Below are 24,346 nucleotides of genomic sequence, written 5' to 3' on the forward strand. Positions count from 1 at the left end.
TAGACAAAAAAAGAAATGAGGAATTATATGTTTTCACAATGGAGAAAGGAATGGCTGCTGCAACCTAAAACAGACATTCTATCCGGAATCGTCGTCGCCTTGGCACTCGTTCCGGAAGCGATCGCCTTTTCCTTGATTGCTGGCGTTAACCCGATGGTCGGGCTGTATGCTTCCGTCATTATTGCGATCATCATCTCAATCGCCGGTGGTCGACCGGGAATGATTTCAGCTGCGACAGGTGCGATGGCACTCGTCGTCGTCCAACTCGTCAAAGATCATGGCGTCGACTATTTACTCGCTGCCGGGATTCTCGCCGGGGTCATTCAAATCGTGCTCGGTTTTTTAGGCGTTGCGAAATTACTTCGCTTCATTCCGCGTTCCGTCATGGTTGGTTTCGTTAACGCGTTAGCGATTTTAATTTTTTCGGCACAACTGCCGCAGTTCGAAGGACAAAACTGGATCATGTACGCAATGGTCGCAGCGTCGCTCGCCATCATCTTAATTTTCCCGCGCTTTACAAAAGTACTGCCGGCACCACTCGTCGCAATCACGATCATGACGATTTTGACGGTCGTCTTTTCACTTGATACGCGCGTCATCGGTGATATGGGACAAATTTCTGCGTCACTACCGAGCTTTTTCTTACCGAACGTTCCGTTTTCACTCGAGACATTACAAATCATTTTCCCGTATGCCTTATCACTCGCTTTCGTTGGTTTGATCGAGTCACTCTTGACGGCACGAATCGTTGATGAGATGACGGATACGACATCAAACAAGGCGACGGAATCACGTGGACAAGGAATCGCAAACATCGTTGCTGGATTCTTTGGCGGGATGCCGGGCTGTGCGATGATCGGTCAATCGGTGATCAATGTCACGTCAGGTGGACGTGGTCGTCTATCGACCTTTACAGCAGGAGCATTCTTGATGCTGCTGATGGTCACGATGAATGACTTATTAATGACGATTCCGATGGGGGCACTCGTCGGTGTCATGTTCTTTGTATCGTATGCGACCTTTGATTGGGGTTCATTCAAAATGTTGAAGAACTCACCGAAAAGTGACTCTGCTGTCATGCTCGCGACAGTCATCGTGACGGTCTTGACGGATGATTTATCGATGGGAGTACTCGTCGGAATCTTGCTTGCAGCGATTCTCTTCGCGTCGAAAATTTCGCGCATCAACATGACACGTCGTGTTGAAAACGATCAAGTCACGTATCAAATCAATGGACCGATTTTCTTTGCCTCGACGACGACATTTACTGAACAGTTTGATATCGTAGCCGATGCACAAATGAAACAAGTCGTCATTGACTTTACGAACGCCCATTTATTTGATGATTCCGCGACGGAAGCAATTGAAACGGTTGTCTTGAAATATCAGGCAGCAGGGACGAAAGTAGAACTCGTTGCATTAAATGAAGAATCACAAGCATTAATCGATCGGTTAGCGCACCGGATTGCATAATGAAGGACCGTCAGGATGAAAATCTTGACGGTTTTTTTGTATACCTGACCGGGTGAACGGTATACTAAGAAAAAAGGGGGAGTTTTCATGAAATGGTTTCGATTTGAACAAGAAGGACGGGAACGGATTGGTGTGGAGTCGGACGGACACCGGTATGACGTGACGACACAAGCCTATACGGATTCATTGCTCGAAGTCATCACACGGGGGTTTGAGATGGATGTTGATTTAGACATCGCACCATTGATTACAGAAGATGTCCGCTTGCTCGCGCCGTACGTTCCGATGCGTAACGTCATTTGTGTCGGTAAAAATTATGCCGACCATATTAAAGAAATGGATACGGCAGGAGCAGGGAAATTTGTATTGTTCACGAAGGCGCCGAGTGCAATCGTCGGGCCGTTCGATTCCATTGAACGCCATGCTGATTTAACGGATCAGCTGGACTATGAAGGCGAACTCGCCATCATCATCGGGACGACGGGGCGTGATTTGACACCTGAAAATGCACTGGACCACGTTTTTGGCTACAGCATCGTCAATGATGTGACGGCGCGTGACCTTCAAAAAGAACACGTCCAGTTTTTCCGCGGGAAGTCGCTTGATGGTTTTTGTCCATTCGGTCCCGTTATCGTCACGAAGGATACGTTTGATCCGACTGACGTCCTGGTCGAGACGCGTGTCAACGGTCAAGTGCGTCAATCCGGTTCGACGAAGTTGATGATTCGTGACATCGTGACGATTTTGACGGAAGTCTCGCGCGGGATGACACTCGAAGCAGGAGATATCATTGCGACAGGGACACCAGCTGGCGTCGGTCATGGGATGAAACCCCCAGTATACTTACAGACAGGAGATATTGTCGATGTTTCGATTGAAGGAATCGGTCACCTTCGCAATGAAGTCAAGGCATAATGAACAAACCTAACTAAAATTGAGAGGCTGATTTACCTGTCTTTATAAACCGTTCACTCGTTGAACGGTTTTTTTGTGTAAACCGTCATATTGTGACCGTTTTTGATGTATAATTGATATGAAATCGACATTATTGTCGAATAAAGTCGTAAAATGAATGTTTTTTAGAGAAATAAATAAAAAAATGAACGTTTTTGGTTGATTTTTAAATGTAAACGCTTTATATTAAAGATGCGGAGGGAAACCAATGTTAACGAAAAAACGCCATCAGCTGATTCTTGAGCTACTCGCTCGAGAAGAAGTCGTCAAAATGCAGACGATCGTCGAACGGACGGGAGCTAGTGAATCGACCATCCGTCGCGATTTATCACAACTGGAAACTGCTGGTCACTTACGCCGTGTTCACGGGGGAGCGACGGCAAACCATCTGCAGATTGATGAGCCGAGTTATGTCGAGAAAACAGATCGTTTCGTCGATGAGAAAAATCAAATTGCCCGAGCGGCGGCTGATTTAATCGAAGACGGCATGTATGTCTATCTCGATGCTGGAACGACGACGCTTGCTATCGTTCCTTATCTCGAACAGAAGGCGATTACGGTCGTGACGAACAGTCTTCCTCTTGCGAATACGTTACTCTACCACCGTATCCCGACGTTCGTCGTCGGAGGGCAACTCAAGCATTCGACGCAAGCACTGGTCGGCTACAATGCACGTGAAGGAATGTTGATTTACCACTTTGATGTCGCATTTCTTGGGATGAACGGCGTTCATCCGACGCAAGGGTTTACGACACCAGATCCGGAAGAGGCACTCGTAAAGAAGACAGCGATTGAGTTAGCGAAAAAATCGTATGTGTTGGTCGACGAAACCAAGTTGGATGAAATCAGTTTTAGTCGCGTTGCACCACTTCGTGCGGCGACGATTATCACGATGGCATCGAACGAACAAACAGCGAAATACAGTCAATATACAGAGGTGGTGAACGCGAAATGATTTATACACTGACACTCAACCCATCAATCGATTATTACGTATCGTTACCGGTATTTGAGGCAGGACAAGTCAATCGTGTCGAACAAGCAGAAAAAGTAGCAGGTGGAAAAGGAATCAACGTCTCACTCGTCTTAAAAAATTATGACGTCGAGACAGAAGCGCTCGGTTTTTTAGGCGGAAGTACAGGACAGTTCATTCGAAGTGAACTTGAAAAACAAGGCGTATTGACAGCTTTCACACCGATTGCTGACGAAACCCGGATTAACGTTAAAATTCGTGCCGATCAAGAATCGGAACTAAATGCAGCAGGTCCAGTTATTCAGGATGCAGAACTAGAGACGCTGCTCGCGACATTCGAAACAATGCAGTCAGGTGACATCGTCGTCTTCGCCGGAAGTATCCCAAGCAGTCTTCCACATGATTTATACAAAAAAATTGCACTCTTATTAAATGAACGCGGTGTTAAATTTGCCGTCGATACAACTAAAGAAGCAATGCTCGAAGTGCTGCCGCTCGGTCCATTCATGATTAAACCGAATCATCACGAACTCGGAGAAATCTTTGATGTCGATATCATATCAAAAGAAATGGCCGTCCCGTACGCCCAACAGCTTGTCGAACGAGGAGCGGAAAACGTCATTATTTCCTTTGCAGGTGACGGGGCATTGCTCGTCAACAAGCAAGGGGCTTACACGGCGAATACGCCAAAAGGAAAACTCGTCAACTCGGTCGGAGCAGGGGATTCACTCGTCGCAGGGTTCGTTGCGAGTCATGCACTCGGACGTCCGCCGGAAGAAGCATTCCGGTACGCCGTGACGACAGGAAGTGCTTCCGCGTATTCGTTCGGATTATGTACAAAAGCAGACATCGAACGGTTATTGACCGATGTCGAAGTCGTTGAACTCATTCAATCATAATAAAGGAGTGTGACTACTCATGAAAATTACAGATCTGTTAACACGCGATACGATTAAACTGGATTTACGTTCTGATACAAAAGCAAGCGTCATCGATGAGCTTGTTGAAGTACTCGACCGTGCTGGTAAACTAAACGACCGTGATGCTTACCGTGAGGCGATTTTAGCACGTGAAGCACAAAGTACGACAGGGCTTGGTGAAGGGATTGCGATTCCTCACGCAAAAACGGCTGCCGTTAAATCACCGGCAATCGCGTTCGGTCGTTCGACAGGACTTGATTATGAAGCACTGGACGGACAACCAAGTCGCTTGTTCTTCATGATTGCAGCTGGAGAAAATGCGGACAACGCCCATCTTGAAACACTCTCGAAGCTTTCAGTCTACTTGATGGACAACAACTTCCGTGACACGATCCTCTCGGCTCGTTCGGAAGATGAAGTCATCGCGGCCATTGAAGCGAAGGAACGGGAAGAAGAAGGTCCTGTTGATGTGACACCGGAAACGGTCGATCAAAACGCACCTTACATCCTTGCTGTAACAGCTTGTCCGACAGGAATCGCCCATACGTACATGGCAGCAGATGCCCTCCGTCAAAAAGCGGAAGAGATGGGTGTCCGGATTAAAGTGGAAACGAACGGTTCGACAGGTGTTAAAAACGGTCTGACGGATGCTGACATTCAAGAAGCGACAGCAATCATCGTCGCTGCAGATAAAGCAGTCGAAATGGACCGCTTCAATGGCAAGCACGTCGTTGAAGTACCAGTCGCACAAGGAATCCGTAAACCAAAGGAACTGATTGATCGCGCCGTCAAACAGGACGCTCCTGTCTATAAAGGCAGCGGGTCAGGAAACAGCGGTACACCAGCACGTGGTGGATTCTACAAACACTTAATGAGTGGGGTTTCAGCAATGTTACCGCTCGTCGTCGCAGGTGGACTCTTAATCGCAATCAGCTTCTTCTGGGGAATCAACTCGTCAAACCCGGATGACCCGACGTATAACCAATTTGCAGGTCAATTGATGTCGATTGGTCAAGCCGCATTCGGTCTTTTAATTCCTGTCCTTGCTGGATTCATCGCAATGTCAATCGCTGATAAACCAGGTCTCGCACCAGGTTTGATTGCCGGTTTCCTCGCAAGCCAAGGGAATGCAGGTTTCCTCGGTGGTCTGATTGCCGGTTTCCTTGCAGGTTACGTAGTTCTAGTTCTTGTTAAAGCTTTGAAAGGTCTTCCGAAAGCTCTTGAAGGAATTAAACCAGTCTTGCTTTATCCATTGTTCGGTTCATTCATTACCGGTATGATCATGTTGCTCGTCATCAACGAACCGGTTGCAGCGTTCATGACATGGTTGACAGATTCACTTAACGGACTTAGTGGCGGTAACGCGATCCTCCTCGGTATGCTCGTCGCAGCAATGATGGCAATCGATATGGGTGGTCCAATCAACAAAACAGCATACGTCTTCGGTACGGCAGCACTTACAGCAGGAAACACGGAAGTCATGGCTGCAGTCATGGCAGGCGGTATGGTACCACCACTTCTCGTCGCATTCTCATCAACATTGTTTGCACGTAAGAAATTTACACCGCAGGAACGTGAAGCGGGTATCGCAGCTTACGCAATGGGTGCATCATTCGTCACGGAAGGTGCGATTCCATTCGCGGCTGCAGACCCACTTCGTGTCATCCCGTCAAGTGTCATCGGTTCAGCAATCGCTGGTGCACTTACAATCGTCTTCGGCGTCTTACTTCCGGCACCACACGGCGGCGTATTCGTCTTCCCGTTACTCGACGGCCCTTCAGGCACATTGATGGCAGCACTCAGCTACGCAGGTGCTATCTTAATCGGTGCACTTGTCGGAGCGGCAATTCTCTCACTTTGGAAGAAACCGCTCGTCGATCAAGAACTCGCGAAAAAAGAAATGACATCTGGAACAGTTACAAAAGCATCGTAATCAAAATGAAATCACCCTCAGTACGCTGGGGGTGATTTTTTTATTGCGTTTTCATGATATTAAAGGAAGAATAGAGGGCATACTTACATTATGAAGGAGGGATCAACTATGGGGGGTCAATCCTTACAAATTGGACCACGTACCATCAAAACAGGACTAGCCGTTATTTTGGCATTAGTTATTAGCAATCTCTTTAACTTAAGCCCGATTTTACCAGGGATTTCGGCAGCAACGACATTGTTGCCTTCTGTTTATCAAACATGGAAACAATTTTTAGAAGAGGCGGAGGCCAACTTGATCGGTGCCTTTTTAACGTTACTCGCCTTATGGATTCTCGGAGCGAATCCTGCGAACCCACTTGCGATCGGCATTGTCATCATGGCAGCCATTTCCATCCTGCTGGCGTTCGGATTCGGTCGGACGATTCCTCACGTCGTCTTGATGATCATCGTTATCTTGGAGAGTGTCGAAGGGGCGACAGAGCCGTTATGGCAAATCGTTTTGATACGGTATTTACTCGTGATGCTCGGGATTGCGTGTGCCCTCGGTGTCAATGCATTGATTTTCCCGCCACGGTACGGGAACGTTTATTATCAAAAAGCCTCAAAACTATTTGAGAAGCTGCTCGTCGTCACGCGGGCAATCGCTTTTGAAGGGAAGGTCGCTCCGTATCGCCCGGCAATCGATAAAATGAGTAAATCCCTACGCGAGACACAACAATTATTTAACTTGCACCGGGAGGAAGTACGAGGGACACGCCAAAAACATGTCCCGTTGCTTCGTAACATCATCATCTTACAACACATGCAGTCGTGCTTGGAACGGAGTGTCGCGACAGCGGAACGTTTCCGTGAGCGGGAACAGGCCCTGTCGAACATCGCCGATGACTTACGCAGTGAATTGTTCTACCACGTCATGCATATCGCCCAGCGGCAGGAGAAAGTCCTGTTGACGTATGATTTATTGTTGACGGAAGAACCGCTCGCGATGGAAGACTTAGTGAAAGAAAATATCGCCTTCGTTAAACATTCTTTTCTCGATCGTGATGAGCTCGAAGAAGAAGAAATCATGGAAATTTTACCGATTGTCGTCGCGATGAATGAATGGATTCAAGAACTTGAAGCTTTTGAAAAACGCCTTCATGGCGCGTTAAAACGGCATGCGACGTCATTATCGATTGAACAGAAATCAGTCCGGGACAAAACATTTAATCGGTTTAAACGTAAAAAAGCCATTGACGAAAGCCAAAAGTAAGCGTATAGTCCTTCTTAACAGCACTTTAGTTGCTAAAAGCGTAACAGCATAACAGAACGAAAGACGTAGACGAGGACGAAACCGAAGTAGAAACAATCTCCCTGTTTCAGAGAGCACGTGGCGCTGCGAACGTGTACACAGATTGAATCGAATTACAGTTTCTGAGTCTCTTGCGAAGCAAGCGGAGAAAACCGTTATCCCGTAATGAAGTGATTCGTGCTAAGCATGGATTATCAGGGTGGTACCGCGGCTTTCGTCGTCCCTGTCGGACTTGATGTCCGACAGGGACTTTTTGTTGTTTAATTTAATACAAGGGGGAACTTCATATGTCTACACCAATCATTCCAAGTCACTTACAACCACACGTCGCACCACAGCATTACGAAGATTACACACCAACGGATCATGCGGTCTGGCGCTACGTCATGCGCTTGAATTTAAATACATTGCAACATACGGCACACCCGGCGTACCTCGAAGGGCTTGCTGCTTCAGGAATCAGCCCGGAACGTATTCCTGATGTCCGCGAAATGACGGCGAACCTCAGTCGCGGTGGTTGGGGAACGGTCGCCGTCGACGGTTTGATTCCGGGTGTCGCCTTCTTCGACTTCCAAGGACACGGTCTCCTGCCGATCGCAACCGACATTCGGAAGGTCGATAACATTCTTTACACGCCGGCACCGGACATTCTGCATGAAGCGGCAGGACACGCACCAATTTTGATGAATCCGACGTACGCTGAATTTGTCCGCCGGTTCGGTGAAATCGGAGCACATGCCTTCAATCATAAAGCAGAACATGATGTCTTTAAGGCGCTGAAAAAATTAACGATTGTCAAAGAAAGTCCATTTTCAACACCGGAAGACATCGAGCAAGCTGAAATCGCACTCGCGGAAACACGGACCCATGTCACAGGGATTTCGGAAGCCAATGAAATTTCACGCCTCTTTTGGTGGACGGTCGAGTTTGGTTTAATCGGTGATCTTAACGACCCGCAAATTTACGGGGCAGGTCTTCTGTCCTCAGTCGGGGAAAGCCGCCACTGCTTGACGGATGCCGTCAAGAAACATCCATTTTCACTCGAAAAGGCACTCGCAACAAAACATGACGTCACGAGCATGCAAAAAGAATTGTTCGTCTGTGAGTCCTTTGAACAACTGCGTGACGCGTTAGAAGAGTTTGCACAGACGATGTCTTACGTCCGTGGTGGACGCCACGGTCTCATCAAGGCGGTCGAGTCCGGTAACCTGTCGACGCTCGTCTTTGCATCCGGTCTTTCGCTCGTCGGTGTTCCGGCAGCACAAGAAACATTCGAAACACTTGATCTCGTTCGATTTACTGGGCCGACGGCACTCGCTGCGAATGGCGAAGTGTTAGACGGCCAATCCCAGACGGAGCACCCGAACGGATTTACACTCTTGCACGGAGAAGAATTGAACGCGGTTCTCGAGCAAGTCGAAGTCGGCGAGCAACTCGAGTGGATGGAAGGGACGTTACAATTGACGGGGCATATCGCAGCAATCGAGCAAGTGAATGGAAAACGTGCCATCGCTGTCCTGAAAGACGTTCGACTAACGAAAGACGGTGTGACGGAGCAATTCGACCAACTGGATCTCGTGATCGGTGCGATTACGTCAACTTTCCCGGGAACAGAAGTCGAAGCCTTAAAACCGATTCCGGAAACCGTTGAATTTGAACGGATCGAACGTCCATTGACGGCAGCTGATCCGATTTTCGAAGCCGTCCGGTCCATTCGTGAAGGTCAGGCGAGTCAGTCGCGTCTGTCACAGCTGATTGATCAGACACTTGTCCAGTTACCGGATGCTTGGTTACTCCGGCTTGAACTGCTTGAATTGGCAGATGAAGTCGACCAACCGCGTCTCCTTGACGACCTCGAGCGCCTGAAGCAGACATCACCGGAACGCGACGAGTTAATCACGCGTGGCATCAAGATGCTTGATCTCGTTCATGCATGAAGTGGATGTTCGAGAAATCTGTCCAAACCTGTTAAAATGAATACGGTTCATGGATGAAACGTAAACATAGGGGAGTGGACAGTGTGAAACAACCAAATTATTTTCAAGACGTGAAACAGTTCCATCAAACATTTAATCACCCGGGAGCGGAACGACCAACCCCGCTCGAACTCGAGCGTGGCATCAAACGGGCAACTTGGACGACAGAAGAAGCAGCAGTCGAGTTTCTGCATCAATCGTCTCGGGATGAAGCGGAATTTTTAGCAGCAATCGATTCCCTCAAAGCAGGGATTGACCGGGCTGTTGAAAAATCATTAAAAGAAACCTATCCGACGACTTCCGTCGAACGCCTCGTTGGTCAAGGTGATGCATTGACGGACGCACTTTACTTCATCATGGGTAGCTTTGTCGAAGCAGGGCTCGAACCGGGACCTCTCTTTGAAATCGTTCAACGCGCGAACATGGCGAAACTCGGGCCAGACGGTCAACCGATCTTCCGAGAATCCGATCAAAAAGTCATGAAACCGGACGGTTGGTTGCCACCGGAACCGCAACTCGAGGCCGAAGTGTTACGGCAGATGGATGAAAAAGCATAAGGATGGACTACGATCGAACAAAAAGAACCACTTCCGCTTAGTCAGGGAAGTGGTTATTTTTTTGAAAGTGAGTAAATATCCGTTCTCTACAATCAGCTTACATTTGATAATCCGGCAGCACGAGCTTGCCGTCCGATTGAAAGACGATTCCTTCCGCTTCGAGGGCCAATTGCTGTTCAATCCCTTGCGAAATTTCACCTTTGGCGTTGACGACGCGATGCCATGGTAAACGTTCCGCCTGACTCATACTATGCAGAATCCGGACGACTTGGCGAGCGGCCCGGGGATTTCCGGCAAGACGTGCAATCTGACCGTATGTTGCGACACGTCCTGCAGGAATCGCACGAATGAGCGCCACGACGTCCTGCGTGAAGGGGGTCATCGTTCTTCGTTTGTCGAGACGATGTATTGCTGGACTTGATCGTCCTCATCGAAACCGATCGTGACATCCGTGATGTCTTGTTGGATCCGAAGCTGCAGTTCGAGTCGGTCTTTAATATCATCCGCTTGCGCTACGGTCATCGCCGGATCGATTTCAATCTCGACTTCGACGTGGAAGTGATCGCCTTCTTTGATGACTTCAAGTTTACTGATATCACGGACGTCAGGATCTTGCATGATTAAACCACCGAGCCGTGCCGCCATCGTTTCATCGGCTTCACCGAGTGCTCCGGCGGCGTTTTGCAAGAAAACGTTACCGACGACATAAAACATCATCAGACCGATGAGGACAGAGGCGATGCCTTCCGCTTGATGATAAGGCGTCACATGTGAAATGACGACAGCGATCATCGCAACGATGCCACCAGCCGTCGCGACTAAATCTTCTAAGAAGACGAGTCGTGTCGCAGGCTTCGCTTGTTTTAATGAACGAAAACTTTCGAGAATCAGACGTGGTCCTTTTGCTGTCAGTTTGGCATCGTGGGCAATTTCTTTCATCGCCTTAAAGAAGACAGCACTTTCAAGGACGACGCCGGCAAATAAGACAGATAGGGTGATCCAGAAGCCCGTTGACTCCGTTGGGTCGATAATATGTCCAATCCCTTCATGAATCGTTTCGTAAGCCATGATGCCGACGAATAAAATTGCGCCGAGCAGAACGAGGTTGACGAGTCGACCGAAGCCATTCGGAAAGCGTTTTGTCGGTGCTTTTTTACTGAGCGCTGAACCGATGAAGACGAAGAACTGGTTAGCCGCGTCGCCAAGTGAGTGCATCATTTCGGCGAACATCGCGACGTTTCCAGTTAAGGTGTAGGCAATGGTCTTGATGATGGCAATGATGGAGTTGACGATTCCGGCTGTTAATGCCGAACGATTTCCTCGTCGTAATAACGTAATGAATTCTCCCATGAGTGTGCTCCTTTTGTTAACAAACTATAGTAATAGTAGTAGTCTACACTAAATTGATAGGAGAGACTACAAAAAACCGCTCCGCACGAGGCGGAACGGCTGGATATCGAGCTATTACGTCAAATCAACTGTTTTGTTAATCTCATTCGAGTCATCATTTCCTGTGACTTTCTTCAGGACTTGTTTGACAGACTTAGTCGTGTTTCCCGTTTCCCAGTACTCGGCAGCTTCCGTATCAATCTTGATTAAGACGACTTTCGGATCTTCGTAGCTTGTCCCGAGATACGCTTCGTAACGGGGACTCCATAGTTCTTTTTTGCGGGCGACATCTTCGACGATTTCTGCTTTCCCGCGGATCGAGACGTATGATTTGTCGACATAGGCGACGTTGACACTCGGATTTTTTAAGATTTCATTGTATTTCCCGGTTTCTTTAGAAGTGAGGAACCAGAGATCGCCATCGAACTCGATATCCTGTGTTTGCATCGGACGCGAGACAAGACCTTCATCTGACACTGTCGTCAGCATCGCCGTTTCGATTTTATCGACTAATTTTTTGACCGTTTCGACTGCTTCTTGATTCGTTGACATGTACAACACCCCATCTGTTCATTTTTTTTGCTCACTTTAAGAATGTTCCCTGAATTTAAAATTGAAAACGTCATCAATGAATCAAGAAGCAGTTTTATTGCATTCCGTCGTTTCCGAGGCGTACAGTCTAAGTATGAATTTCACTTCAAAGGAGCGTTTTACACGATGAAATTAAGTATATTGGATCAATCTCCTGTCTCAAAAGGGCAAACCCCATCCGAGGCATTACAAGAAACAGTCGATCTTGCGAAAACAGCAGATGAACTTGGCTACACACGCCTGTGGGTTTCGGAACACCACTTCGCGAAGACACTGGCCGGGTCGAGTCCGGAAGTCTTGATTGCCTACATGGCAGCGGTGACGAAACAAATCCGTCTTGGTTCAGGCGGCGTCATGTTACCTCATTATAGTCCTTACAAAGTTGCGGAAAACTTCCGCGTCCTCGAAGGGCTTGCCCCGAACCGGATCGACCTTGGGCTTGGCCGGGCACCGGGCGGCATGCCGCTTGCGACACGTGCCTTACAGGAAGGTTCGTCGCCTCGCTTCGGCGGCGCGGACTATGGCGCACAGCTTGACGATCTCGTTGATTACCTAACAGACGGAGCACCGGCCGATCACCGTTTCGCAGGACTCGTCGCAACACCGGAAGTCGACACGACACCGGAAGCCTGGTTGCTCGGATCAAGCGGTGGCAGTGCGTTAAATGCAGCACAACGCGGATTCGGTTTTGCCTTCGCCCACTTCATCAACGGACAGGGCGGACAAGACGTGATGGATTATTACCGTCATAACTTCATGGCGACATCATTCAACGCGACACCGCAGACACTCGTCTCGATTTTTGTGACGTGTGCCGAAACGACGGAAGAAGCAGAACGGTTGGCATCCAGTCTTGATCTGTCATTGCTCTTGCTCGAAAAAGGGGTTTCATCAACCGGAACACCGACACCGGAAGAAGCAGCGGCATACCAGTATTCGTTCCAGGATCAATTCCGGATTGCGGAAAACCGGAAACGGATGATCGTCGGAAATCCGGAAGACGTCGCCCGTCAATTGCAAGACCTCGCCGATTCATATGGAACGGACGAAGTCATGATTGCTTCGATGATTGCCGATAAAGAAGCGAAACAACAATCACTCCGTCTCATCATGGACGCGGTCAAAGCAACGGTTTAAATCAATCCGGACGTTCATCTCAGCTTGCTGAGGTGGACGTTTTTTCAGGTTCAGGGAGCTGATCCTTCGCAAGGCGTTCTGCCCGGACGTCACGGCGTAAGTGGAAAAAGCCGATTCCGACCGTCACGAGTAAGCCGGATGAACTGATTGCGAGGATCAGATTGAGCGAGACGTAATCACTTAACAGGCCGAATAACAGCATCCCGATTGGTGTAATGCCCATTGCGAGTGATTCGAGGACACCGATGACACGCCCTAAGTAAGCCGGATCGGTTTGACGTTGCACGAGCAGTTGAATCGGAATATTTGACCGGAGAATAATGAACCCTACCGTGAAGGAGAAGGTGAGAAAGTAAGCAAATGTCCAGTTCGGCGGAACAATCCCGAGTAACGGTAACAGGGGGGAAAGGAATAGAAACCCGACTAAAGCAACCGACTGGAACAACGTCATCAATGGACGCTTGATCGTAAAGCGGGGGAGCGCAAGCAACAGCGAACTAAGCAAAAGACCCACACCTAAAGCGGCTTCAATCGTTCCGAACTGAAATGGTGTAACGTTGAGACGATCGAGTAAAATGATGGGATAGATGACTTCTAAGGCGATGAAAAAGAAATTCAACACAAGTGCCATCAAGATGAGTGTCGTCAGGACCCGTTGTTTGAATAAATAACGGTAGCCGGACTGAAAGTCTGCCCACATCGAAGGCGGGCTTTCTTCATGAACAGCGGGGATGACGCGGAACGTCAGGCGCATGTTCCACAGCGCAGCGAGAGAAAACAAGCTGAGCGGTAAGAGGGTGAAAAGGTGGATTGGTGCAAAGGCTAGCAGGAAACCGGCCAGCATCGGAGCAATGATTGACGAAAGGGAACTGATACTTGAAATCAGGGAATTACCACGCTGTAATTCCACATCATCGAGCAAGCGAGGCAAGGAACTCATCAAGGTAACGGAGAGGAATGTCGAAAGAGCCGTTAAAAGGGCACTGACGATCATGTAATGAATCGTATGGACCGGGAAAAAGGTAGCGAAACCTGCAAATACGGCGAGTATGACGGCACTCGTTGCCTCGGTCGTGACGATGATTTTTTTTCGGTTCCAGCGGTCGGACAGCACTCCGGCAACGGGCGATAACAGAATCCGTGGCAGTGTCCCGGCGAGTAAGACGAGCGCGAATTGCAGCCCGGATGACGTTTCCCGTAATACGGTCAAACCCGCGACGAACGTAAAGAGACTCGCTGCGAATAACGAACAAAACTTACCGAACAATAGCCGTTGTAAATTTTTCGACATCATGATTCCTCCTTTTTGTTCAATTAAATTGAACTTTCCTTTATACTAGAGGAACAGGAGATATTTGTAAATACAAAAGTTAAATTTAATTTAACTTAATCAGTAGAATGAGGTGTCGGCCATGCTTGGACAACGGATTAAAGGTTTACGGAAAGCAAAAAAAATGACGCAGTCGGATGTCGCAGACGGCATCATGACGAAATCGATGCTCAGTATGATTGAAAATGGTAAGGCGACGCCGTCCTTACCGGCGTTACAAGCAATCGCGCGGCGCCTGCATGTCTCAATCGATGAGTTGTTGATTGACCCCCGTGCGATCGAAATGAAGCAGCTGATTGAAAAAATCAGTGCGCAAACAAGTGACTATTATGGGGAAGAACAGATTGCCAATATGCTCGCACCCTATTTAGAACCCGCGATTGATTCCTACTGGCAAGGTCGAATCTATGAGATGTACGGAAGCGCATTACGTTTTTCGAACACGGAACAGGGCTTACATTATTTCGATTTAGCGGAGGAAATTTACAAGCGGCTTGAATTACGGGATGAACAGATTAATGTACAAATCTCGAAAGTCTATTTCTTATTTTTCCTGCGCCGTTACGAAGAGGCGTACCAGAAGGTGGATGCGATGATGATTCATCAGGACGTCCCACTTGCACATGAAACGTTTCTTGACTATCAAATGTTACAAGCAATCCGCGTCAGTGTGAACGAAGACAACTGGAGCCGGTCGATTGATTTTTTACGGGAAGGCATCCATTATATGCGGGAGAAGGGCGTCTACAGTGACGTCAGTAACTATCACCGATTGCTGGCATTGTTCTTAAGTTTAGACGGAGACTTTGAGGCGGCAAATCATGAGCTGGAAATACTGGAACATTTCTTTTTATTCACGGAAGCAACAGCATTCGAGCGGATTCTTGTCGAGTTGACGAAAGGGTCGATTGCGGTCCACCGAGAGGATTATGAAGGCGTCCGGTATGCGCGGGAACGACTCGTTGAAGCCAACATTGAAGCGTGTATTCATTACATCGGATACTTCGAGATCTATCTGTGTTTGTGGAAGGACTCAAAAGAGACACTCCCGTTTGACCTCCAAAGCGGTGTCGCTAACATTTGGCGCGGTGCACATTTATGGCAAGTTGGCGGTGAATACGATCACGCGATGATGTTATATGCGCTCGCATTAGCGATGCGCGCCGGGGTAGGGGTGGACCGTCGGGCAGAAGTGGAAGAAATGACGAAACAATTGTCACCGGGACGATTCAAACAAGAAATCGAACAAACCTTAGCGGAATTATCGTAAAAAACAGGGCTGACGCAAAAGTCGCTCCAGACGATTTTTGAGTCCGCGCTTTCGATGGGCGGGAAGACCCGGCAGGAAGCGAGGATTGCGCTCCCTTTTCCCATAGGAGTCGAGGATGAACACTCGGCACATCTAAGATACCTATCGAAAAGAAAAAAAGGAGGCGTTTGCTTTACGCGACGCCTGCAGAAAAAAACGCAAAACTTACGCTGTCAGAGACAAAAAAGACCCGACCTCCTGTTCACTAAGGGCAGGAAATCGGGTCTTGTGTCTCCCCTGGAAAAAAGGGGGGAGAAAGTACTTTTTTAGTCAATCCTGTTGCATCAGAGGGCTTTAAAGCCCAGTAATTTTTGAGTCCAGTACTTTTCCGACAGGCGACTGATGCCGAGTGACGGTGTATTGGCATGGATGAATTGGTCATTGTTCAACATGATTCCGATGTGGGTCGGACCTGCGGCATACGTATTCTCGAAGAAGATGATATCTCCGCGGACCGGCTGACGTAATTTCGACAGCTTCTGACCGAGGTACAGGTCGTTGTTCCAGTAGCCATTGACGTTCGTCCGCCCGACTTTGTAACCGGCCGTATTCAACGTGTAGTTGATAAAACCCGAGCAATCGAATCCGCCGTTGATCGGGCTACTCGACCCCCAGACGTACGGTGTCCCGAGATACTGTTGACCGATTGAAATCGCCCGTTCCATGACACCGGAAGCAGGGACAGTCGAGACAGGAGGCGGTGTTACGGGCGGAGTCGTCGCAACAGTCCCGGTCGTAATGTAGCTTTTCGCGACATAATAGTAACCTGTCCCGATTTTGATTTGGTACCATCCGGCAGCGGAACCCGTCGTTTCACCCATCACCTGAACGCTCGAACCGTGGGCAACTTGGGTGAAGACTTGTGAGGAGGTTGTTGGTGCCGTCCGGACATTCAAACCTGACGGCGCATTGACGGTATACGTTTTGGCTTGGTCGACCGGATTGATCGAGACGCCATTCGTTGCAGGCGGTGTTTCTTTTGCTGATGCAGCAACATAACTCGCGGCGACGTAGAGGACTTTTCCGTCGAGCTTAATTTGATACCAGGCGTCAATCGTACCCGTGACCGTCAAGAGCGTTTTATTCGGAATCGTTTTGTAGATTTGTGCCGACGCCGATGCTGCTAAGCGGGCATTCAGTCCGCCACTTGCGTTGACTGTATATTGTTTGGTCGTATCGACGGCTTTAACGGCTGTTGCGACAGGTGTCGTCACTGGTGGTTTCGATGTCGTTTTGACGGTTGATTTTTTCGCAGTGATGAGACTGGCATGGACGTATGCCGTCTTTTTCTTGTAGACGATTTGGTACCAAGAACCGGTTTTCTTTTTGACGGACACGGCTGCATTTTTAGTAAGTTGTCCGACTTTTTTGGAAGCCGTACTCGCTTTCTCACGAACATTGACACCAGCTGTATTCGTTATGTAAGTCGTTGTTGTCGTCGTTTTAGCTGTCGTCGTTTTTGCAGCAGTAGCTGCTTTCACATAACTCGAAGTGATGAATGCTTTTTTCGATTGATAACGAATTTCGTACCAAGAACCTGACTTTTTAACAGCGGTTACCGTTGTACCTTTTTTTAAGGTCGTGATGATGGGTGCGGAAGTAGTGGCAGCAGTTCGGATGTTGACATTTTCGGTTAACGTTAACTTTGTGGAGGCGGCTTCGACCGCGGTCGCTGAACTGACCAACGCGAGCGTCGTCAAAGCGAGAAGTGTCTTTTTCAAGTTGCGTAACTCCCTTCCAAAATGGTTCGAATAGAATCGTTGTTACCATTTTGTCATATGAGATGTTAATTCCCCTGTTTTTAAAATATATTTTTTATGAAAAAACTTACTTTGATTTTCAAAAATAATGATCTGTGTTTTGAGGCGCGATTAATCTAGAGTCTTCTTGTACACTAGAATTAGCTAGGAGGGGAATTTACAAATGTTAAAACGATTTTATCAATACTACATACCGCATAAACGCTTGTTTTGGCTCGATTTTTCGTCAGCCTTATTCGTCGGTATACTCGAGCTCGCGTTTCCGCTTGCCGTCCAGTGGTTCATCGATTCTTTGTTGCCAGAAGGCGAGCTGAACTGGATCATCTTAGTCAGTGTCGGTCTACTGTTGCTTTATGTCATCAGTACGATGATGCAGTTCGTCGTCAATTACTTCGGACATAAGCTCGGTATCAACATCGAGACCGACATGCGGCGCCAATTATTCGGACACGTTCAAAAACAGTCGTTCCGCTTTTTTGATAACACGAAAACAGGGCACATCATGAGCCGGATTACAAATGACTTGTTCGATATCGGGGAACTGGCTCACCACGGACCGGAAGATGCCTTCATTGCCGTGATGACGTTACTTGGTGCCTTCTCAATCATGCTGACGATTAATGCGCCGCTTGCGCTCGTTACCGTCATTGCTGTTCCGTTCCTGATTTGGTTGATTAGTTTCGCCAACGTCCGGATGAATCGTTCGTGGGACAAGATGTACGGCAATATCGCCGAAGTCAACTCCCGTGTAGAAGATAGCGTCTCAGGCATTCGTGTCGTCCAGTCGTTTACGAACGAAGCCCACGAAGTTGCACGGTTCGAGCAAGACAATGCAACGTTCCGTCAATCGAAGATCAATGCCTATAAAGTCATGAGTACGAGTCTGTCCGGTATTTACTTGACGACGCGGCTGATGACGCTCGCCGTTCTTGTCTACGGTGCCTATTTAAGTTATAACGACCGCCTTAGTTACGGCGAACTTGTCGGGTTCATTCTCTACATGAACATTTTGCTGAAACCGATTGATAAAATCACGGCACTTCTCGAACTTTATCCGAAAGGGATGGCAGGTTTTAAGCGATTCGCTGAAATGATTGATCAGGATGATGAGCTGAAGGATGCGCCAGACGCAATCACGGTCGATTGTCTGCATGGTGCAATCGAGTTCGATGATGTTAGTTTCGGCTACGAAGCCGATCGATTGATTTTAAAAAATATCAACCTGTCCGTTGAACCCGGTCAGACAATTGCCTTCGTCGGAACGTCGGGTGCCGGGAAAACGACGATTTGTTCCTTAATCCCTCGCTTTTACGATGTTTTAGAAGGGGCGATTACGATTGACGGCATCGATGTCCGGCAGATGACAAAAGCTTCGCTCCGCCAACAAATCGGTATCGTTCAACAAGACGTCTTTCTCTTTTCAGGGACGATCGCTGAGAACATTGCTTACGGAGATTTAACGGCGAATCGGACGGATGTCATCGCAGCTGCCGAGCGCGCCCATCTCGGACAGATGATCGCTGATTTACCGGAGGGATATGATACACAGATAGGGGAGCGGGGCTTGAAATTATCCGGGGGACAAAAGCAACGGCTGGCGATTGCCCGGATGTTCTTGAAGAATCCGCCGCTATTGATTTTAGATGAAGCGACATCTGCTCTTGATACGGAGACGGAAGCGATTATTCAAGAATCGCTCGCGGAACTCTCGAGAAACCGGACGACTTTAATCATTGCCCATCGTCTCGGGACGATTCGAAATGCGGACCGGATTCTCGTCGTCACGAAAGATGGCATCATTGAAGACGGTACACATGACGAATTGATTAAAAATGGTGGTTATTTCTCCCGGTTACTTGAAAAACAACGGGTCTGACATGCCTTTAAAAACCGGGTGCCGGCTGTCTTTTCATTTGAAAGACGAGGTGAACCCGGTTTTTTCTTTTGAGGAACTTCGACGCGTATAGTCAGATTCGGGAATGATTTGTCAGGAAAAGGGGAAAACAGAACCGAAGGGAGGGCGCTTTGATGTATGGATTATTTTGTGAAAACTATAATAAGACCTATGCCATTCTCCGCGAGGAAACGTCCCACGACTTCCGCCGCTTTTTTGCCTTATCGTATACGATTCAAGACGTCGTGTTCGACCGGGCGGCCTACGATCGCTTAGCGCATGCCATTAAACGAAAGACAACACGCTTTTCAGCACTGCAAAGTCGCTATACGCCACTGCTGATTTCGCAACTTCAACTTTATAGCGACCGACCGGAACAGTTAGTCGAGCAAGTGATTGAAGCTGAAAAGCACATTAAGCGACGCTTCATCAAAGACAAAGCCGTCCGCCCGTTTTTTGCCCTTGGAGAGCTCTTGAATCGACAGCGTGGTACGGACGCTTTGCCGGTCGTCGAACACTTTCGAGCAGAACGCCCGGGGTTGAATGTGACGAAACAATACGTCGTTACGGCAGCATTGATGGACCAAAAACAATTGCTCGCATCCTTCGTCGAGGATGTGAAGACGAGTGAAGAATGGCTCAGTAGATGGATGGGACCGTCGAGCGAACGATTGATTGCCGCTCAAATCCTTGCTGCGTCAAACAATCAAGCAGAACAAAAACAACGGATTGAAAATTGGGTGGACATGCTTGAAAAACGGGAAGTTCGCATGTTTGAACGCCTCTTCCCGCTACTCGCCCTGTTACGTTCGACTGATCGTGTCGACTTGATATACGTGACACGGGTCGTCGACCGGGAACGGTCGCGGAATCGGTTTTCCGAAGAAGTCAACTGGTTGCTTGCGTTTCATCTATTACTCGCTAAAGCGGGGCATAGCCGGTTGCAGTCAACCTTACTTGTACTCGAAACGCTTGAATTGACGAAAAAACGCTAAAAAGTAGCTCGCCAAATATTTGGCGAGCTACTTTTTTGTCAGTCGAACGTCGTAAACGTTGCATGCTGTTCGACAGGATACAACTCTTTCCCGGCGACATCATTTAAAATCAATTGATTTCGCGAGACCGACATTCCAAGATTGTCGGCGGCAGGACCGTGCGAAAGCTCTAAGTTCGTCGTCGCGTACAACTGATGATTTGTTGCGATGGAACGAACGATCCGGTAATTCGCATCGACTTTCCAAGCCTGTTCACCTTCGAACTCGATGTTCAATCGGTCGATAAAGCGCGGTAATGCCGGGACAAAACCGGTTGCTGCGACGACGGCATCCGTGTTCGATGTCCGGACTTGGTTGAGTTCCGTATGACGCATTTTAATTGCAAATGACGTATCGTGCGTAATTTGTTCGACCTCAAGATTTGCGCGAATCTGGACGCGGTCTTTTTGATCGATCGTCAAATCATAGAGGTGTTCGTAAATGGCCTGTAAGGTTTCCGGACTGATCCCGTTTTGCGACCGCGTGAATTTCGAAACGGCCTCTTGCCGTGTTTCAAGTGGTAATTGATTAAAATACGTGACATAACTCGGTGAAAAGATTTCTTCGCCGAGTTTTCCGGTCTCAAGCGTTTCAAAAATCGTCGAACGTGAAATCCACTCGAGTTCGAGATCCGGCGAGCGGTCGCTCGTCAATAGATCAAGGAAAATTTCTGCTGCACTTTGACCCGATCCGACGATGGAAATTTTATTTTTCGACAGGAGCTGTTCTTTTTCCATGACATATTGCGTGTTGTGAATGACGTTTGAATCAAACGTATCGGGAATTGAAGGTTTAGACCCTGTTCCGATGACGACGTTACGTGTTTCATATGTCTTCCGTTCACCCGTCTTGACGTCTTCGACAAGCACCTCATAACTATCACCTGTGTCCTGAACATCGATGACGCGGGTCGAAAAACATAAGTCATCGAGTTGGGTCGCGACCCATTTCAAATACGAATTGTATTCTTGGCGCGAAATCAATAATTTTTCATAAAAATAAAATGTATGCAAACGATTGATGGAACGCAAGTAGTTTAAATAAGTAAAAGAAGACGTCGGATCAGCAAGTGTGACTAAGTCAGAGATGAAACTCGTTTGCATCATCGAGTCTTTAATCATCATCCCGGGATGCCATGAAAATTGTTCGCTTTCATCAAAAAAAAGTGTCCGTAATGGTGTCGGATGAGCGAGTGCGCTCAACCCTAAATTCATCGGTCCGATCCCGATGCCGATCAAATCATACATAAAGAGAGCCCCCCAAAGATATTGTTCTAAAACAATACCCGATATGGGAGGCAATTGAAACGTCTTGATGTGGAAGATTATAACTGATCGGTTGTCGTCGTCGTTGTTTTAACGGTTGATGTTTTACCATCGCGGATAATCGTCAACGTGATGTCACCGTCCGATTTAATCAGTGCCGTTTTGATGTCGACAAAACTCTCAATCGCCGATCCGTTGATTTTCGTGATGACGTCACCTGTTTTCAGCTTCGCGGAGGCAGCCGGACTGTTCGGTTCAACTGACATGATGACGACACCGGTTTTTTGGGATTCAGGCAACTTGACTTGATCAAGCAAATAACCGGCCGGGAAGGCGGAAACGTCCTGCAAGGCGACACCAAGCGTCGGATGTTTGACTTCACCGGTCGTTTCAAGCTGTTTTAAGATGGGCAGCGCATCGTCGATCGGAATGCTGAAACCAACGCCTTCGACACCCGTTTCAGCAATCTTCATCGAGTTGATTCCGACGAGCTGACCTTGTTCGTTGATTAAGGCACCACCAGAGTTACCGGGGTTGATGGCTGCATCGGTCTGAATGACGGTCGTATTGAAATCATCTTGCCCATCGCTGTTCGTGTCGACAGGGACCGTCCGGTCATTTGAACTGACGATTCCACGTGTGACGGAGTTTTGGAATTCACCGAGTGGGTTTCCGATGGCGAGCACGGTTTGACCGGCTTTTAAGTCAGCCGATTTTCCGACCGTGATGACAGCGGGAACGTCTTTTGCGTCGACCTCGAGGACGGCAAGATCGTATGTTGCGTCGCTACCGAGTAACTTTGCACTCAAAGTGTTACCGTCGTTTAATGTCACTTCGAGTTTCGAGGCACCGTCGACGACGTGGTGGTTCGTAATGATGTAGGCCTTTCCGTCTGCTTTTTTATAGATGACACCGGAACCAGATCCGCTCGCCGCTTCTTCTTGCGTCATGCTGTTACCGGTTTGGTAGTTCGTGACGGTAACGACCGATTTTTGGGCGGATGCGACGGCGTTCGTCACAGGGTCATTTGATGTCGTTGAAACTTGTTTCGGCATCCCGTTTGAAAGAGGTGTATCGGCAACTTGTTGTTCTTGATCCATCAAAAGTGGAAAGGCGATCGTTGCCGTCAAAACGGCACCGATGATGCCTCCTGTCAGTCCGGGTAAAAGTTGTTTTGTTTTTCCTGCCATATCGACCATTCCTTCCGTATCAATTTCTATTTTTACTGTATCAGATAACCAAACTGAAAATGAAATTGCGGACGTTTTTCCAAAATGACTCATCATTCCCCACAATTGATCGACAGTTTCTTATAGTTGAGCGAAAAGGATTCGTCCGTTACACTGAGTTTGGTTCTTACTTATATCAACGGGGAGATGGAAGTCATGAAGTATGTTTTACGTTTGTTGTACGGTGGAGGATTATTATTTGCTGGGGTCGGTCATTTTCGAAACGAAAAAGGATTTGTCAGCATCATGCCGTCCTTTATTCCGTTTAAGCGGTTTTTCGTTCAAGTGACGGGTATCATCGAAGTATTGTACGGCTTCATGTTGTTGACAGGTAAAGGTGTCGATATCGTTCGCAAGACACTACCTGGCTTTTTATATGCCGTCTTACCGGCGAACGTCAACATGGCCGTCAATCCACAACCCATCAACGGTAAAAAATTGCCGGCCTGGGCGTTATGGACACGTTTGCCGCTGCAATGGGTCTTAATCGCCTTAGCCAAACGTCTGAAATGAAATGAAGCCGCCGAGTCGATGTGATTCGGCGGCTTTCTTTGGATTAAAAACGTTTATTTACAGCGAGCAGGGAAGCTTTCGCAATTTGTTCGTACGTTGAATCATTCGGGTGGAACTGATCACTTGAGAGATCGCGTTTGACGTCACGGACTAGGTTAAACGTATCGATGACTTCAATATCATATTCGAGTCCGAGTTGACGCGACTCGGCATTCCAATTTTGGACGATTGCGTCAAATGCCTCCCCATTTTCACTGGCACGGAAAGGATTATACAGTCCGACGTAGAAGATGACGGCATCCGGATTTTCATCTCGGAGGATTTTAAAGGTCTTCTCCAAGTTGGTTTGAGCTGATTTAATCGTATCAGCAGTCTTTTTTGCATCAAAGTTTGCGACACCTTCACCACGGTTGAACAAATCATTCCCGCCAATCGTCACCGAAATGACTTTTGCCTGGCTAAGGGAGCGAAGGACTTCTTTTTGTTCAAGTTGCTTCAGTAGATCTTCCGTCCGGGCTCCGCTGACGGCGAGATTTTGGAAACGTTCGACGGTGTTGTCTTTTGTAAGTTCTTGACCGACGATTGCTGCATAACTGTTTCCGTTCGAAGCACCGACGCCGCGTGTCAACGAGTCACCTAAAGCGACGTAAGTCCCGCCTTTTGCAACGGGTTCTTCTTTCGTTGGTGTCAAGACCGCCCGTTTTGGTGGATTAACGACGTCGTTATAGGCGCTTGCAAATCCGTACCCGAAAAGTGCGGTCAAGATGAGCGAAACGCTTAAAAATAAAGGCCAAGCATATCGTTTCATGAATCGTT

Annotated in this window: 21 protein-coding genes and 1 other annotated feature; of the genes, 13 read left to right on the plus strand and 8 right to left on the minus strand. The window is 48.0% G+C overall.

The window, feature by feature from the left end; genetic code table 11:
* Positions 1–27 precede the first annotated feature (27 nt).
* From AC0VYQ_RS05640 to AC0VYQ_RS05675, 8 genes are all read left to right on the plus strand, one after another.
* Positions 28–1,473: a SulP family inorganic anion transporter gene (locus AC0VYQ_RS05640; protein WP_029333221.1), complete on the plus strand. Its 1,446-nt coding sequence runs from the start codon at positions 28–30 to the stop codon at positions 1,471–1,473.
* Between the two features lie 87 nt (positions 1,474–1,560).
* Positions 1,561–2,388 carry a fumarylacetoacetate hydrolase family protein gene (locus AC0VYQ_RS05645; RefSeq protein WP_088836728.1) on the plus strand — a complete coding sequence of 276 codons (828 nt, stop codon included), beginning with the start codon at positions 1,561–1,563 and terminating at the stop codon, positions 2,386–2,388.
* A 247-nt stretch (positions 2,389–2,635) separates the two neighbouring features.
* Positions 2,636–3,382, plus strand: coding sequence for a DeoR/GlpR family DNA-binding transcription regulator (locus AC0VYQ_RS05650; RefSeq protein WP_029333224.1), 747 nt, complete (start codon positions 2,636–2,638; stop codon positions 3,380–3,382).
* A complete protein-coding gene (gene pfkB / locus AC0VYQ_RS05655) occupies positions 3,379–4,299 on the plus strand; it encodes a 1-phosphofructokinase (protein WP_475404423.1) in 921 nt (306 codons plus the stop codon). The genes AC0VYQ_RS05650 and pfkB overlap by 4 nt, the downstream gene beginning before the upstream one ends.
* A gap of 19 nt (positions 4,300–4,318) precedes the next feature.
* Entirely contained in the window at positions 4,319–6,253 is a 1,935-nt protein-coding gene (locus AC0VYQ_RS05660; RefSeq protein ID WP_214767344.1) for a PTS fructose transporter subunit IIABC, read from the plus strand.
* A 108-nt stretch (positions 6,254–6,361) separates the two neighbouring features.
* Positions 6,362–7,507: an FUSC family protein gene (locus tag AC0VYQ_RS05665; protein ID WP_088836731.1), complete on the plus strand. Its 1,146-nt coding sequence runs from the start codon at positions 6,362–6,364 to the stop codon at positions 7,505–7,507.
* Positions 7,508–7,570: 63 nt separating this feature from the next.
* Positions 7,571–7,774: a binding site (T-box leader), on the plus strand.
* Positions 7,775–7,833: 59 nt separating this feature from the next.
* Entirely contained in the window at positions 7,834–9,483 is a 1,650-nt protein-coding gene (locus AC0VYQ_RS05670; RefSeq protein ID WP_214807743.1) for an aromatic amino acid hydroxylase, read from the plus strand.
* A gap of 83 nt (positions 9,484–9,566) precedes the next feature.
* A complete protein-coding gene (locus AC0VYQ_RS05675; RefSeq protein WP_353048375.1) occupies positions 9,567–10,079 on the plus strand; it encodes a pyrophosphohydrolase domain-containing protein in 513 nt (170 codons plus the stop codon).
* Between the two features lie 97 nt (positions 10,080–10,176).
* On the opposite strand, the gene AC0VYQ_RS05680 is transcribed toward AC0VYQ_RS05675, so the two are convergent.
* The 3 genes from AC0VYQ_RS05680 to AC0VYQ_RS05690 all read right to left on the minus strand — a co-directional run bounded on the left by AC0VYQ_RS05680 (position 10,177) and on the right by AC0VYQ_RS05690 (position 12,020).
* Positions 10,177–10,461, minus strand: a complete 285-nt coding sequence (locus AC0VYQ_RS05680; protein WP_214845385.1) for an MGMT family protein — start codon at positions 10,459–10,461, stop codon at positions 10,177–10,179.
* On the minus strand, positions 10,458–11,429 hold the full coding sequence (locus tag AC0VYQ_RS05685; RefSeq protein WP_214801111.1) for a cation diffusion facilitator family transporter: 972 nt from the start codon (positions 11,427–11,429) through the stop codon (positions 10,458–10,460). Before AC0VYQ_RS05685 ends, AC0VYQ_RS05680 begins: the two co-directional genes overlap by 4 nt.
* Positions 11,430–11,543: 114 nt before the next feature.
* On the minus strand, positions 11,544–12,020 hold the full coding sequence (locus AC0VYQ_RS05690; protein WP_088836736.1) for a pyridoxamine 5'-phosphate oxidase family protein: 477 nt from the start codon (positions 12,018–12,020) through the stop codon (positions 11,544–11,546).
* A gap of 165 nt (positions 12,021–12,185) precedes the next feature.
* Here AC0VYQ_RS05690 and AC0VYQ_RS05695 point away from each other — a divergent pair, with 165 nt between their 5' ends.
* Complete coding sequence (locus AC0VYQ_RS05695; protein WP_214767356.1) at positions 12,186–13,196, plus strand: LLM class flavin-dependent oxidoreductase; 1,011 nt, start codon at positions 12,186–12,188, stop codon at positions 13,194–13,196.
* A 19-nt stretch (positions 13,197–13,215) separates the two neighbouring features.
* Here AC0VYQ_RS05695 and AC0VYQ_RS05700 read toward each other — a convergent pair whose 3' ends face one another.
* The gene (locus AC0VYQ_RS05700) at positions 13,216–14,487 is read right to left on the minus strand and encodes an MFS transporter (protein WP_475404424.1); all 1,272 of its coding nucleotides are present in this window, start codon (positions 14,485–14,487) and stop codon (positions 13,216–13,218) included.
* Between the two features lie 121 nt (positions 14,488–14,608).
* Here AC0VYQ_RS05700 and AC0VYQ_RS05705 point away from each other — a divergent pair, with 121 nt between their 5' ends.
* Positions 14,609–15,796 carry a helix-turn-helix domain-containing protein gene (locus AC0VYQ_RS05705; RefSeq protein ID WP_475404425.1) on the plus strand — a complete coding sequence of 396 codons (1,188 nt, stop codon included), beginning with the start codon at positions 14,609–14,611 and terminating at the stop codon, positions 15,794–15,796.
* Positions 15,797–16,119: 323 nt separating this feature from the next.
* Here AC0VYQ_RS05705 and AC0VYQ_RS05710 read toward each other — a convergent pair whose 3' ends face one another.
* A complete protein-coding gene (locus tag AC0VYQ_RS05710) occupies positions 16,120–17,556 on the minus strand; it encodes a C40 family peptidase (protein ID WP_088836741.1) in 1,437 nt (478 codons plus the stop codon).
* Between the two features lie 202 nt (positions 17,557–17,758).
* Here AC0VYQ_RS05710 and AC0VYQ_RS05715 point away from each other — a divergent pair, with 202 nt between their 5' ends.
* Positions 17,759–19,471: an ABC transporter ATP-binding protein gene (locus AC0VYQ_RS05715; protein ID WP_475404426.1), complete on the plus strand. Its 1,713-nt coding sequence runs from the start codon at positions 17,759–17,761 to the stop codon at positions 19,469–19,471.
* 152 nt (positions 19,472–19,623) lie between these two features.
* The gene (locus tag AC0VYQ_RS05720; RefSeq protein ID WP_475404427.1) at positions 19,624–20,484 is read left to right on the plus strand and encodes a DUF4003 family protein; all 861 of its coding nucleotides are present in this window, start codon (positions 19,624–19,626) and stop codon (positions 20,482–20,484) included.
* Positions 20,485–20,522: 38 nt separating this feature from the next.
* Here AC0VYQ_RS05720 and AC0VYQ_RS05725 read toward each other — a convergent pair whose 3' ends face one another.
* Complete coding sequence (locus AC0VYQ_RS05725) at positions 20,523–21,770, minus strand: lysine N(6)-hydroxylase/L-ornithine N(5)-oxygenase family protein (RefSeq protein ID WP_475404428.1); 1,248 nt, start codon at positions 21,768–21,770, stop codon at positions 20,523–20,525.
* 77 nt (positions 21,771–21,847) lie between these two features.
* Positions 21,848–23,071: a S1C family serine protease gene (locus AC0VYQ_RS05730; protein WP_235195225.1), complete on the minus strand. Its 1,224-nt coding sequence runs from the start codon at positions 23,069–23,071 to the stop codon at positions 21,848–21,850.
* A gap of 102 nt (positions 23,072–23,173) precedes the next feature.
* Between AC0VYQ_RS05730 and AC0VYQ_RS05735 the strand changes: the two genes are divergently transcribed.
* A complete protein-coding gene (locus AC0VYQ_RS05735; protein WP_214801127.1) occupies positions 23,174–23,530 on the plus strand; it encodes a DoxX family protein in 357 nt (118 codons plus the stop codon).
* 43 nt (positions 23,531–23,573) lie between these two features.
* Here the strand turns inward: AC0VYQ_RS05735 and AC0VYQ_RS05740 are convergent, their stop codons facing one another.
* Positions 23,574–24,338: an SGNH/GDSL hydrolase family protein gene (locus tag AC0VYQ_RS05740; RefSeq protein ID WP_088836746.1), complete on the minus strand. Its 765-nt coding sequence runs from the start codon at positions 24,336–24,338 to the stop codon at positions 23,574–23,576.
* Between the last annotated feature and the right edge of the window lie 8 nt (positions 24,339–24,346).

The organism is Exiguobacterium sp. QJM3NY_9 (assembly GCF_056173545.1).

Excerpts from the sequence above, each read along its gene's own strand:
- AC0VYQ_RS05640 (WP_029333221.1), top strand. The coding sequence starts at position 28 with ATGTTTTCACAATGGAGAAAGGAATGGCTGCTGCAACCTAAAACAGAC.
- AC0VYQ_RS05645 (WP_088836728.1), top strand. The coding sequence starts at position 1,561 with ATGAAATGGTTTCGATTTGAACAAGAAGGACGGGAACGGATTGGTGTG.
- AC0VYQ_RS05650 (WP_029333224.1), top strand. The coding sequence starts at position 2,636 with ATGTTAACGAAAAAACGCCATCAGCTGATTCTTGAGCTACTCGCTCGA.
- pfkB (WP_475404423.1), top strand. The coding sequence starts at position 3,379 with ATGATTTATACACTGACACTCAACCCATCAATCGATTATTACGTATCG.
- AC0VYQ_RS05660 (WP_214767344.1), top strand. The coding sequence starts at position 4,319 with ATGAAAATTACAGATCTGTTAACACGCGATACGATTAAACTGGATTTA.
- AC0VYQ_RS05665 (WP_088836731.1), top strand. The coding sequence starts at position 6,362 with ATGGGGGGTCAATCCTTACAAATTGGACCACGTACCATCAAAACAGGA.
- AC0VYQ_RS05670 (WP_214807743.1), top strand. The coding sequence starts at position 7,834 with ATGTCTACACCAATCATTCCAAGTCACTTACAACCACACGTCGCACCA.
- AC0VYQ_RS05680 (WP_214845385.1), bottom strand. The coding sequence starts at position 10,461 with ATGACCCCCTTCACGCAGGACGTCGTGGCGCTCATTCGTGCGATTCCT.
- AC0VYQ_RS05685 (WP_214801111.1), bottom strand. The coding sequence starts at position 11,429 with ATGGGAGAATTCATTACGTTATTACGACGAGGAAATCGTTCGGCATTA.
- AC0VYQ_RS05690 (WP_088836736.1), bottom strand. The coding sequence starts at position 12,020 with ATGTCAACGAATCAAGAAGCAGTCGAAACGGTCAAAAAATTAGTCGAT.
- AC0VYQ_RS05695 (WP_214767356.1), top strand. The coding sequence starts at position 12,186 with ATGAAATTAAGTATATTGGATCAATCTCCTGTCTCAAAAGGGCAAACC.
- AC0VYQ_RS05700 (WP_475404424.1), bottom strand. The coding sequence starts at position 14,487 with ATGTCGAAAAATTTACAACGGCTATTGTTCGGTAAGTTTTGTTCGTTA.
- AC0VYQ_RS05705 (WP_475404425.1), top strand. The coding sequence starts at position 14,609 with ATGCTTGGACAACGGATTAAAGGTTTACGGAAAGCAAAAAAAATGACG.
- AC0VYQ_RS05715 (WP_475404426.1), top strand. The coding sequence starts at position 17,759 with ATGTTAAAACGATTTTATCAATACTACATACCGCATAAACGCTTGTTT.
- AC0VYQ_RS05720 (WP_475404427.1), top strand. The coding sequence starts at position 19,624 with ATGTATGGATTATTTTGTGAAAACTATAATAAGACCTATGCCATTCTC.
- AC0VYQ_RS05725 (WP_475404428.1), bottom strand. The coding sequence starts at position 21,770 with ATGTATGATTTGATCGGCATCGGGATCGGACCGATGAATTTAGGGTTG.
- AC0VYQ_RS05730 (WP_235195225.1), bottom strand. The coding sequence starts at position 23,071 with ATGAGTCATTTTGGAAAAACGTCCGCAATTTCATTTTCAGTTTGGTTA.
- AC0VYQ_RS05735 (WP_214801127.1), top strand. The coding sequence starts at position 23,174 with ATGAAGTATGTTTTACGTTTGTTGTACGGTGGAGGATTATTATTTGCT.
- AC0VYQ_RS05740 (WP_088836746.1), bottom strand. The coding sequence starts at position 24,338 with ATGAAACGATATGCTTGGCCTTTATTTTTAAGCGTTTCGCTCATCTTG.